Below are 11,418 nucleotides of genomic sequence, written 5' to 3' on the forward strand. Positions count from 1 at the left end.
ATGGATCTGGAGAGCGAACTGCGCACGGCCATGGCCGAGCACACGGCCGGGACGTCGGCGCCGCCATCGCTCGCCGCGGTCGTCCGCCGCCGGCACCGCCGCCGCGTGGTGCGGATCCGGGTGACGGTCGGCGCGGCCGTGGCCGCCGCCGTGGCCGCGTTCGTGGTGACGCCCGCCTACAACTCGATGACGCATGTCGATCCCGCGGGCATGCGCGAGACTCCGGCCGGTTCGCCGACGGCGGCATCGCCGGACCGGCCGGCCCCGCCTCCCGCCCCGGGCCTTCCCGCATCGCCCCCGTCTGCGGAGAGGCCCGGGGTGGGGGCCTCAGGCAAGCCTGAGGCGGACCGCCCGCCGGCCCCGTCGGCGCACCGCGACGAACCGGGCGGCGCACCGGGGCCGGTCAGGCGTCCCGACTGGGTGACGTACCTGCCCCCCGGGCTGGACGTGGACCGGCCGTGCGCCGAACGCGGCGGCGGCCGCGACCGGACCACGACGTGCCGCTGGAGCGGCGGTTCCGGCTGGGTGGAGATCCGCGTCGTGCGCGGCACGGGCCTGTCCGGCCCCGAGGACCTGGGCGGCGACGGCGCGCCCTCGATGCCCCGTCACACCTCGGTGCACGGGGTGCGGGCGGTCGTCAGCGACCGCCCCGACTCCGGACGCCAGGTCGCCTGGATGGCCCGTCCCGGCGTCGGCGTCGTCGTGGCGGCGGGCGGCTCGGCGCGCGACCAGCTCATGCGCGTCGCCGAGGGCGTCCGCGTCTGACCTCGCGGCGCCCGGCCCCCGTGTAGCCCGCCCTGAGAAACCCGCCCCGGAGGGGGACGTCCGGTGGAAGCGCGGCCGCCGGACGTCCCCCGCCGGGGCGTCACGTCACGCGATGCGGCCGGCTCAGTGCGCCTCGGCCAGCAGCTTGGCGACCCGGGACACGCCCTCCACCAGGTCGTCGTCGCCGAGCGCGTACGACAGCCGGAAGTAGCCCGGCGTGCCGAACGCCTCGCCCGGCACAAGCGCCACCTCGGCCTCCTCCAGGATCAGCGAGGCCAGCTCCACCGACGACTGGGGACGGCGGCCTCGGATCTCCTTGCCGAGCAGCGCCTTGACCGACGGGTAGGCGTAGAACGCGCCCTCCGGCTCGGGGCACACCACGCCGGGGATCTCGTTCAGCATCCGCACCATCGTCTGGCGGCGCCGGTCGAACGCGGTGCGCATCTGCGCCACCGCCGAAAGGTCGCCCGTCACCGCGGCCAGCGCCGCCGCCTGCGACACGTTCGCGACGTTGGAGGTGGCGTGCGACTGCAGGTTGGCGGCGGCCTTCACCACGTCCTGCGGGCCGATCAGCCAGCCCACCCGCCAGCCGGTCATCGCGTAGGTCTTGGCGACGCCGTTCAGCACCAGCGTGCGGTCGGCCAGCTCCGGCACCACCACCGGCATGGAGTGGAACTCGGCGGCCCCGTACACCAGGTGCTCGTAGATCTCGTCGGTGATCACCCACAGGCCGTGCTCGTCCGCCCAGCGGCCGATCTCCTCGATCTGGTCGCGGGTGTAGACGGCGCCGGTCGGGTTGGACGGCGACACGAACAGCAGCACCTTGGTGCGCTCGGTGCGCGCCGCCTCCAGCTGGTCGACGCTCACCCGGTAGCCGGTGGTCTCGTCGGCCACCACGTCCACCGGCACGCCCCCGGCCAGCTTGATCGACTCGGGGTAGGTGGTCCAGTACGGCGTCGGCACGAGCACCTCGTCGCCCGGGTCCAGCAGCGCCGCGAACGCCTCGTACACCGCCTGCTTGCCGCCGTTGGTGACGAGCACCTGCGAGGCCTCCACCCGCAGGCCGGAGTCGCGGGCCGTCTTCTCGGCGATCGCCGCGCGCAGCTCGGGCAGCCCGGCGGCGGGCGTGTACTTGTGGAACCGCGGCTCCCGGCACGCGGCGACCGCGGCCTCGACGATGTAGTCGGGGGTCGGGAAGTCCGGCTCGCCCGCACCGAACCCGATGACCGGGCGGCCCGCCGCCTTCAGCGCCTTGGCCTTGGCGTCGACGGCCAGCGTGGCGGACTCGGAGATGGCGGCGATGCGCCTGGACAGGCGAGGACGATCGATGCTCATGCCTCCTATCGTTACAGACCCGCGGCGATGACTTCAGCGGTATATCCCCGCCGGTCGGACCGGGTGTCGGGGACGAGCCGGACGGCCGGTCGCGACATGGCGGCGCGGTCCGGTTCGACGCGGGCGGCTCTGGGACGTAGACTCACCGTCCTAGTGGCGGCTCATGGCATACGGTCCTGTCCGCGAAAGGCCGTAAGCTATGAACGTCACGACCCGGCCGGGGACGGCCGGGGCATCTCCTTGCACGGGAGAGAAAAAGTGAAGGGCAGTGGCTCAATTGGTAGAGCTCCGGTCTCCAAAACCGGCGGTTGGGGGTTCGAGTCCCTCCTGCCCTGCGAGGTGCGGTGCGCGCACCCGTGCCTGCCAGGCGATGGCACGCCGCACGGTGAGCGAGCGAGTCAACCACAGGGTGGTTGGTCACGACCTATGAGGTGAACGGCGGCACAATGGCGACTGAGACGCGCGGCGAGGCCGCGGCCAAAGACGAAGGCAAGGGGAGGTCCCCGCGCAAGCGGACGTCTCCCGCTCTCTTCGTGCGCCAGGTGGTCGCCGAACTGCGCAAGGTCATCTGGCCGACCCGGCGTGAGCTGATCACCTACACGACCGTGTCCCTGGTCTTCGTGCTGATCATGCTCGCCATCGTCTCCGGCCTCGACTGGCTGCTGCAGCGAGGCGTGTTCTGGGTCTTCGGCTGAGCCACCGGCACCGGGCGGCCGTCTGCGGCCGCCGCCGTCGGCGTACCGTCGAGGGCCTGCCGGAGCCCCGTTAGGTCGAGGGCCTGCCGGAGCCCCGTTAGGGCGTTCGCCCGCATCGCCCGGAAACTCCATCACCACCATCCGTACGAGGGAAAGAGTCGCCGTGTCCGAGTCCTCACAGCCCAACGACGAGGCCGTCGAACAGGCCCGGTCCGCTGAGGCTGCTGCGGCCGAGCCGTCGGGTGAGCCCGCCGGGGCGGATGTGCCCGCCGCCGGCGCCGAGCCGGTGGACACGGAGACCGAGGGCGACGCCGTCACCGAGACCGGCGAGAGCGCCGAGGCGGAGGAGACCGCCGAGGCCGAGCCCCCGGCCGACCCGTACGCCGACTTCAAGATGCAGCTGCGCATGCAGCCGGGCGACTGGTACGTCGTGCACTCCTACGCGGGGTACGAGAACCGGGTCAAGACCAACATCGAGACCCGCACCCAGACCCTGAACATGGAGGACTACATCTTCCAGATCGAGGTCCCCCAGCACGAGGTGACCGAGATCAAGGGCGGCAAGCGGCAGAAGGTCAACGAGAAGGTCCTGCCCGGCTACATCCTGGTCCGCATGGAGCTGACCGACGAGTCGTGGGCCGCCGTCCGCAACACGCCCGGGGTCACCGGCTTCGTCGGCCTCTCCAACAAGCCGTCCCCGCTGAGCCTGGACGAGGTCGCCTCCCTGCTCGCGCCCGAGCCGGAGGAGCCCGCCAAGGCCAAGGAGCAGGCCAAGGCCGCGCCGTCGGTGGACTTCGAGGTCGGCGAGTCCGTCACCGTCATGGACGGCCCGTTCGCCACCCTCCCCGCCACCGTCAACGAGATCAACGCCGAGCAGCAGAAGCTGAAGGTGCTGGTCAGCATCTTCGGCCGCGAGACGCCGGTCGAGCTGTCCTTCAACCAGGTCTCCAAGATCTGACGAGGCCGCTCCGGCCGACGCGTATCCTGGACGGGGCGGCCCTGCGCGCGCAGGGCGGTCCGCCCAGGTGCTCGTGCCGGTCTCCGGCCGCGCGTCCGCGGATCGGCCCCGTGCCGCGTGGAGAGGGCCGGGTGCCCGGCAGGATCGTCGAGCGCGAGACCTTCGCCCCGCCCTTCGCGGGGATGGTCTGGTTCTCGTCTCGGCTCCGGACGGGAGACGGCCGGCCCCCGCGTCCGTGGGGATGGCTCCGTCCAACTCCACGCTGGGCAGGCCACATCTGCGTCGGCCCCGCGTCCGCGGGGACGACGAAGCACAGCGGTTCCTACGTCGCGGTTGAGTCCCGGCCGCGACGTTGCCCGTGAAACGCGGGAACCGGAACCGAAGCACACGGGACGTAGGGGTGCAGATGCCTCCGAAGAAGAAGGTCGCCGCGATCGTCAAGGTCCAGCTGCAGGCCGGACAGGCGACCCCGGCGCCGCCGGTCGGTACGGCGCTCGGTCCGCACGGCGTCAACATCATGGACTTCTGCAAGCAGTACAACGCTGCCACGGAGTCCCAGCGCGGCAACGTCATCCCCGTAGAGATCACCATCTACGAGGACCGCTCGTTCACCTTCGTCACCAAGACCCCGCCGGCCGCGCAGCTGATCCTCAAGGCCGCGGGCGTGGAGAAGGGCAGCGGCGAGCCGCACAAGACCAAGGTCGGCTCGGTCACCCGCGACCAGATCCGGGAGATCGCGCAGACCAAGATGCCCGACCTGAACGCCAAGGACATCGACGCCGCCGAGAAGATCGTCGCCGGCACCGCCCGCTCCATGGGCATCGAGGTCAAGTAGGACCCTCGTACGGGACGTCCGTACGACCGTGGAAGGGCCTGGCGCGGCCCGCACCACGACCTCCTTTCACATCAGGGAGACAGACATGAAGCGCAGCAAGGCGTACCGCGCCGCGGCCGAGAAGATCGACCGCGAGCACCTGTACAGCCCGGCCGAGGCCATGCGGCTGGCCAAGGAGACCAGCGTCACCAAGTTCGACGCGACCGTGGAGGTCGCGCTGCGGCTCGGCGTGGACCCGCGCAAGGCCGACCAGATGGTGCGCGGCACGGTCAACCTGCCGCACGGCACCGGTAAGACCGCCCGCGTGCTGGTCTTCGCGGGCGGTGCCAAGGCCGAGGAGGCCCGCGAGGCCGGGGCCGACTTCGTCGGGTCCGACGACCTGATCGAGAAGATCCAGGGCGGCTTCCTGGACTTCGACGCGGTGGTGGCCACCCCCGACCAGATGGGCAAGGTCGGACGGCTGGGCCGGGTGCTGGGTCCGCGCGGCCTGATGCCCAACCCCAAGACCGGCACGGTCACCATGGACGTGGCCAAGGCGGTCACCGACATCAAGGGCGGGAAGATCGAGTTCCGGGTCGACCGGCACGCGAACCTGCACTTCATCGTCGGCAAGACCTCCTTCAGCGAGCGGCAGCTGGTGGAGAACTACGCCGCCGCCGTCGAGGAGATCCAGCGGCTCAAGCCGTCGGCGGCCAAGGGCCGGTACGTCAAGAAGGCCGCGGTGACGACGTCGATGGGGCCGAGCGTCCCGATCGACCCGAACGCCGTGCGGAACCTGACCGCCGAGCTCGACCAGGACTGACCGGCGACAGCCGGCAGTCGTGAAGGGCGTCCCCTTAGGGGGGCGCCCTTTTGCTTTGCGCGTCCGGTCCGAATTACGGCGCCTGTGGTGCCGGCGGAGCCGGTGGTGTTGAATCGATCTCCGCCCTCGCAGGGCTCGTCGACGTTACGGGACGGAGGACCGTGGACCGTCGTGCCGATCACCTGGTCGTGATGGCCGTCGTCACGGCCGCGGCCGTGGTGCCCGCCGCGATTGTGGCCGTCGTCAAGGCGGGGCCGGAGGAGTCCCGCGACACTCCGCGAACGCCCGTGGCGGCCGTTCAGAACGCCCCGGCCCCGGCCCCGGAGGCGGCCGGAGCGTCCCGCTCCCCGCTCCCCGAGAACGCGCCCAAGGCGGCGCCCACGGGGGGCACGTCGGCGACCGCCTCGTCCACGCCGGGGCGCACGTCCCGCGGAAGCGCCACGGACACCCCCGCCGGACGCGCGTCCAGCGCCCGAACGCCGCTTCGCTCGTACGTCCGCGTGACCGAGGTGCGGCTGTCCGGGGCGGCGAACGGCGACTATGAGCACGCCACCGAGACCGCGCGCTTCACCGTGGCGCCTCGGTTCGCGCTGGACGCCACCGGCGTGCGGACGAGCGTGCGCGGCGGCGAGAAGACCACCGTCACGCAGAAGGCGATCGTCAAGGGCCGGACGCTGTCGGGCTTCGACGGCACCGGGTGGAGGCAACGCACGCTGACCGACGCCCAGCTCGCCAGGCTGCGGACCGGGTCCGATCCGCGCGAGTTCACCGGCCTGGTCCGGTCGCTGCCGGGCGTCGGCAGGTCGGCGCCCGACCGGTTCGGCTCGGTGCGCTACACGGCCGGGGTGTCGATCGGTGACCTGCTGTCGCTGTTGCCGGAGGCCGAGGCCGGACCCGCGGGGCGGGCGCTCAGGGCGGTGCCGCCCGGCATCGGGGTCTCCCTGGACATGTGGGTCGACGCCGACGGCCGTCCCACCTGGATCGGCCTGGGGGCGGCGGTGCCGGGCGGGCGGTTCGCCGGTTCGATGGCGTTCCGCTCCTACCGCTGAGAACGCCCGGGCCGGCCGCGGCCGCCGTGTCGCGCAGTCTCGTACGGGTACGCCGCCGGTCGTACCGCGAAGCGCGGCATTCGTACCATCGGGGGATGTTCGCCCGCGTTCGCCGGACGAGACTGTGGTCATCGGTAGGCAACCAGGGAGGCTCAATCCTCATGAATCGCCGATTCGCCGTGGCCGCGGGAGGCACCGCCGTAGGCGCCGCGCTGCTGCTGTCCGGCTGCGCCGGTGACGGCTCGGGAAACGTGTCCACGGGCGCGATGAAGCTGAGCGCCGCCGAGGCGGTCCTGCAGTCGTCGCAGAAGACCGGGCAGGCCGACTCGTTCAAGGCCGACCTGACCGTGACCGACGCGCGGAACGGCGCGCACGTGCAGGCCACCGGTCGGTTCCGGCTGCGGCCGGAGCTGGTGTTCAGCGCGCAGCTGCAGAAGGTCGGCGGCGGCCGGGGCCTGGACGGCGTCGGCGGGCAGGCGATCTACACCGGTGACGTCCTGTACGCCAAGCTCCCGCAGCTCGCCCGGTTCGCGGCCAACGGCAAGCCGTGGGTGAAGGTGGACGTGGCGCAGGTGGGGCGGCAGACCGGCTTCGACGTCGCCGGCCTGGTCGAGCAGGTGCAGAAGGTCAACCCGGCTGAGCAGACCAAGATGTTCACCGCGTCCAAGGACGTGCGCAGGGTCGGTGAGGAGACCGTCGACGGGGTGCGCACCGTCCACTACACCGGGACGGTGACCGTCCAGGAGGCGCTGAACCGGCTCGACCCCGAGGTGCGGCAGCGGGTGAGCCGCTGGTTCCCGCAGGGCGCGTCCGGCGAGAAGATCAGCTTCGACCTGTGGACGGACGGCGACCAGCTGCCCCGCAAGATCGTGTCCAAGGGGACGGGCGGCGACACCGGCTCGGTGACCGTGCGCTACAGCGACTACGGCAAGTCGTTCAGCGTGAACCCGCCCCCCGCCGACCAGGTCGGCGACCTGTCGCTGAACGGGCTCTTCGGTAACTGACCGCCGGGCTCCCCGGCGACCGCCGGAGCGCGCCGCGGGCCCGGCCCGGGGACTCGCGGCGCCCGGCCCGCGGGTCCGGCGCCGTTCCGCCCCAGATCGGGATGAACCACGTGGATCTTCTCGGCGTCTGATTGACTGTGCGGCTTGTAGCCGCTCGGCGCGGCCGTTCGTTTCACAACCGAGGAGAACCATATGATTCGTCGCTTCGCCGCGGGCACCGCGGTGGCCACCGGCCTGGCCCTGTCCCTGACCGGATGTCTCGGAGGGGCGGAGGAGGCCGGTGACGCCATCAAGCTCACGGCCGCGCAGGTGCTGGGCAAGGCGGCGGAGAAGACGGGGCAGACCGACTCGTTCAAGGCCACCGTGTCGATGCGGATGAACGACCCGCAGAGCGGGGCGGTCAGTGCGGACGGCGAGATGCAGTACCGCACCAAGCCGGACCTCGCCTACTCCATGAACCTGGGCCAGATGAGCGTGGGCGGCCAGTCCATGGGCGGCATGGAGCAGGTGTTCGTCGGCAACACGATGTACATGAAGATGCCGATGCTGACCCAGATGGCGAGCCGGCTCGGCGGCAGTGCCGGGCAGCTGGGCGCCAAGCCGTGGCTGAAGATCTCCCTGTCGGAGATCGGCCGGCAGTCGGGCATCAACGTCGAGCAGCTGCTGGAGCAGTCGCGGCAGCTCGACCCCGTCCAGAACACCAAGATGCTCACCGCCTCCAAGGACGCCCGCGAGGTCGGCAAGGAGACGGTCGAGGGCGTGGAGACCACCCACTACACCGGCACCTACCGGCTGCAGGACGCGGTGGCCAAGCTGCCGGCCGAGCAGCGCGAGGCGTACCAGAAGTCGCTGGCGCAGACCGGCATGGACTCGATGACCTTCGACCTGTGGGTCGACAAGGACCAGCTGCCGCGCAAGCTGGCGATGAAGAGCGCGCAGGGCGCCAAGGAGGACATGACGATCTCGATGACCTACCGGGACTACGGCAAGCCGGTGCAGATCGCCGCCCCGCCCGCCGACCAGGTCACCGACTTCAGCGTGCTGATGAAGAACCTGCCCGGCGGCGGGCAGATGCCCACCGGCAGCTGACCTCTCCGACCGCCACGAGGCCGCACCCTTCGACCGGGGGTGCGGCCTCGCCGCGTTCCCGGGAACGGCGAGCGGCGAGACCGCGCGCTTTCCCCGGTTTCCTGGGGAAAGGATTTTGTGCGCGGCCGGACGAGCGCGTACTCTTGACAACTGCCGAAGACCGCCGGTCGTCGCCCCGTTCGGGGCGGCCGAAGGACCCGCGCCCGTGAGGGTGCCGGGCGGCCCGCGTAGGTGAGACGAGAGCTTCCGTGCGACCTCCGTGTCGTGCCCACGCCCCGTGCGCCTACGCCGGGGCGTTTCTGTGTTCTGGCAGAGCCTTTCGCCCCGGCGGCTTCCACCCAGGTAATCGGAAGGAGGCCCATGGCAAAGGCCGACAAGGCCGCGGCGATCGCCGAGCTCACGGAAGAGTTCCAGAGCTCCAACGGCGCCGTGCTGACCGAGTACCGCGGGCTGACGGTGGCGCAGCTGAAGGAGCTGCGCACCAATCTCGGCGAGAACGCCCGGTTCGCCGTGGTGAAGAACACGCTGACCAAGATCGCCGCGTCCGACGCGGGCCTGGACGAGGAGTTCAGGAACCTGCTGCAGGGCCCGTCCGCGATCGCCTTCGTCAAGGGCGACGTGGTCGAGGCGGCCAAGGGGCTGCGTGACTTCGCCAAGGCCAACCCGCTGCTGGTGATCAAGGGCGGCTACATCGACGGCAAGCCGATGGACGCCGCCGAGGTCACCCAGCTCGCCGATCTGGAGTCTCGCGAGGTGCTCCTCGCGAAGCTGGCCGGCGCGATGAAGGGCTCCATGGCCAATGCGGCCGCCCTGTTCAACGCGCTGCCGACCCAGGCCGCCCAGCTCGCCGAGGCGCTGCGCGCCAAGCGCGAGGAGGCCGGCGAGACCGCCGAGGCCCCGGCCGTCCAGGCCGACGCCGACGCGGCCGAGGCCGCCGACGCCGACACGGCCGACGCGCCCGCCGAGTGACCGGGGTCCCACCCGGACCGACCACCCGCGGTCGTATCGACGACCCATCTGCCAAGCCCTAGCGGAGGAAAACACCATGGCGAAGCTCAGCACCGACGAGCTGCTCGACGCGTTCAAGGAGATGACCCTCCTGGAGCTGTCCGAGTTCGTCAAGCAGTTCGAGGAGACCTTCGACGTCAAGGCCGCCGCCCCCGTCGCCGCCGTCGCCGCCCCCGGCGCCCCGGTCGCGGCCGAGGGCCCGGCCGAGGAGGCCAAGGACGAGTTCGACGTCATCCTCGAGGCCGCCGGCGACAAGAAGATCCAGGTCATCAAGGAGGTTCGCGCCTTGACGAGCCTCGGCCTGAAGGAGGCCAAGGACCTGGTGGACGGCGCTCCCAAGCCGCTGCTGGAGAAGGTCAACAAGGAGCAGGCCGACAAGGCCAAGGAGGCCCTGGAGAAGGCCGGCGCGACGGTCACCGTCAAGTAAGGCTTCTCAGGCTTCTCGAAGCGCTCGCTCCGGCGCGCTTCGACTCGCTTCGTACGAGGCGGTCATCCCACGACGGTGGGGTGGCCGCCTCGTCGCGTTCCCGGCGGCGTCCCGATCGGTCGGTTGTCGGGAGTGGAGGTGTTCCGGTCATGTCCCTTGAGACGGGTCATCCTGGACCAGTAGTCTCACCAGGCGCGTAAGTAACGATTCTCTTACGACCTCACTGGACGGCGGGTCCAACCGGGCGCCCCCTCTTCCATTTCCGCTCCGGGCCGCTACGGTAGTGGCACCCGCCACAGCTACCCGGCGGTAGCAACGGGAGTGGCGCGCTGAGTGACGACGACGCACGGAGTGCTACGACCACAGCTGCTCGGTCTTTGGTTCCGGATTCCCCCCGGCCTGGACGAAAGGTGACGAGTGGGCGTCGAGATCAGGGTCGAGGGACTGACCAAGTCCTTCGGCCGCCAGACTATCTGGCAGGACGTGTCGCTGACGCTGCCCGCGGGAGAGATCAACGTGCTCCTCGGGCCCTCCGGCACGGGCAAGTCGGTGTTCCTGAAGTCGCTCGTCGGGCTGCTCAAGCCGGACCGCGGCCACATCTGGATCGGCGACCGGGACCTGCCGCGCCTGCCGGAGGCGCAGCTGTACGAGACCCGCAAGCTGTTCGGGGTGCTGTTCCAGGACGGCGCGCTGTTCGGGTCGATGAACATCTACGACAACATCGCCTTCCCGCTGCGCGAGCACACCCGCAAGTCCGAGTCGGAGATCAAGCGGATCGTCCTGGAGAAGATGGACATGGTCGGCCTGATCGGGGCCGAGCACAAGCTTCCCGGTGAGATCTCCGGCGGCATGAAGAAGCGCGCGGGCCTGGCCCGCGCCTTGGTGCTGGACCCGGAGATCCTGCTGGTGGACGAGCCGGACTCGGGCCTGGACCCGGTCCGCACCGCCTACCTCAACCAGCTGATCGTCGACCTGAACGCGCAGATCAACGCGACGTTCCTGATCGTCACCCACGACATCAACACCGCGCGGACCGTGCCGGACAACATCGGCCTGCTGTTCCGCCGCGAGCTGGTGATGTTCGGGCCGCGCGAGATGCTGCTGTCCAGCGAGGAGCCGGTCGTCCGGCAGTTCCTCAACGCCCGCCGGGTCGGCCCGATCGGGATGTCGGAGGAGAAGGACGTCTCCGAGCTGGAGGCCGAGGCCAAGATGGGCCACGACCCCGGCAAGCTGCCGCCGATCCCGCCGCAGCTGATGCCCAGCGACGGGCGGGTGCGCACGGGCCAGCACGCTCCGGGCGCCTGGTGCGCCGCGCACGGCGTGACGCCGCCGCCCGGCTCGTTCATCGACGACCTGGGCCGCAACTGGGTCGAGGAGTGGCCGCGTTACGTCGCGTCCATGGCCGCCGTGCCCGCGGGCCAGGGCGCGCCGCTCCCGCCGGCGGCCCGTGC

The 11,418-nt window shown here is 71.1% G+C and carries 12 protein-coding genes and 1 tRNA gene; 12 read left to right on the top strand and 1 reads right to left on the bottom strand.

What is annotated here, in order from left to right; genetic code table 11:
• Positions 1 to 765 carry a hypothetical protein gene (locus ABD811_RS18505; RefSeq protein WP_344948846.1) on the top strand — a complete coding sequence of 255 codons (765 nt, stop codon included), beginning with the start codon at positions 1 to 3 and terminating at the stop codon, positions 763 to 765.
• A 123-nt stretch (positions 766 to 888) separates the two neighbouring features.
• Here the strand turns inward: ABD811_RS18505 and ABD811_RS18510 are convergent, their stop codons facing one another.
• The gene (locus tag ABD811_RS18510) at positions 889 to 2,100 is read right to left on the bottom strand and encodes a pyridoxal phosphate-dependent aminotransferase (protein WP_344948848.1); all 1,212 of its coding nucleotides are present in this window, start codon (positions 2,098 to 2,100) and stop codon (positions 889 to 891) included.
• A 262-nt stretch (positions 2,101 to 2,362) separates the two neighbouring features.
• Here ABD811_RS18510 and ABD811_RS18515 point away from each other — a divergent pair.
• The 11 genes from ABD811_RS18515 to ABD811_RS18565 all read left to right on the top strand — a co-directional run.
• Positions 2,363 to 2,435 (top strand) — tRNA-Trp (locus ABD811_RS18515).
• A 111-nt stretch (positions 2,436 to 2,546) separates the two neighbouring features.
• Positions 2,547 to 2,795, top strand: a complete 249-nt coding sequence (gene secE / locus ABD811_RS18520; RefSeq protein WP_344948851.1) for a preprotein translocase subunit SecE — start codon at positions 2,547 to 2,549, stop codon at positions 2,793 to 2,795.
• Between the two features lie 163 nt (positions 2,796 to 2,958).
• Positions 2,959 to 3,753 carry a transcription termination/antitermination protein NusG gene (gene nusG / locus ABD811_RS18525; protein WP_344948854.1) on the top strand — a complete coding sequence of 265 codons (795 nt, stop codon included), beginning with the start codon at positions 2,959 to 2,961 and terminating at the stop codon, positions 3,751 to 3,753.
• A gap of 406 nt (positions 3,754 to 4,159) precedes the next feature.
• Positions 4,160 to 4,588, top strand: coding sequence for a 50S ribosomal protein L11 (gene rplK, locus ABD811_RS18530; protein WP_344948856.1), 429 nt, complete (start codon positions 4,160 to 4,162; stop codon positions 4,586 to 4,588).
• Between the two features lie 85 nt (positions 4,589 to 4,673).
• On the top strand, positions 4,674 to 5,390 hold the full coding sequence (gene rplA / locus ABD811_RS18535) for a 50S ribosomal protein L1 (protein WP_344948859.1): 717 nt from the start codon (positions 4,674 to 4,676) through the stop codon (positions 5,388 to 5,390).
• Positions 5,391 to 5,551: 161 nt separating this feature from the next.
• A complete protein-coding gene (locus ABD811_RS18540; protein WP_344948862.1) occupies positions 5,552 to 6,439 on the top strand; it encodes a hypothetical protein in 888 nt (295 codons plus the stop codon).
• Positions 6,440 to 6,600: 161 nt separating this feature from the next.
• On the top strand, positions 6,601 to 7,443 hold the full coding sequence (locus ABD811_RS18545; RefSeq protein WP_344948865.1) for an SCO4651 family lipoprotein: 843 nt from the start codon (positions 6,601 to 6,603) through the stop codon (positions 7,441 to 7,443).
• Positions 7,444 to 7,635: 192 nt separating this feature from the next.
• Positions 7,636 to 8,532 carry an SCO4651 family lipoprotein gene (locus ABD811_RS18550; protein WP_344948867.1) on the top strand — a complete coding sequence of 299 codons (897 nt, stop codon included), beginning with the start codon at positions 7,636 to 7,638 and terminating at the stop codon, positions 8,530 to 8,532.
• 360 nt (positions 8,533 to 8,892) lie between these two features.
• Positions 8,893 to 9,501 carry a 50S ribosomal protein L10 gene (gene rplJ / locus ABD811_RS18555; protein ID WP_344948869.1) on the top strand — a complete coding sequence of 203 codons (609 nt, stop codon included), beginning with the start codon at positions 8,893 to 8,895 and terminating at the stop codon, positions 9,499 to 9,501.
• A 76-nt stretch (positions 9,502 to 9,577) separates the two neighbouring features.
• The gene (rplL, locus tag ABD811_RS18560; RefSeq protein WP_344948872.1) at positions 9,578 to 9,967 is read left to right on the top strand and encodes a 50S ribosomal protein L7/L12; all 390 of its coding nucleotides are present in this window, start codon (positions 9,578 to 9,580) and stop codon (positions 9,965 to 9,967) included.
• A 417-nt stretch (positions 9,968 to 10,384) separates the two neighbouring features.
• Positions 10,385 to 11,418 (top strand): ABC transporter ATP-binding protein (locus ABD811_RS18565; protein WP_344948874.1); only part of this gene is annotated, 1,034 nt, incomplete at its 3' end.

Origin of the sequence: Actinomadura miaoliensis, assembly GCF_039536785.1 — a bacterium.
GTDB lineage: Bacteria > Actinomycetota > Actinomycetes > Streptosporangiales > Streptosporangiaceae > Spirillospora > Spirillospora miaoliensis.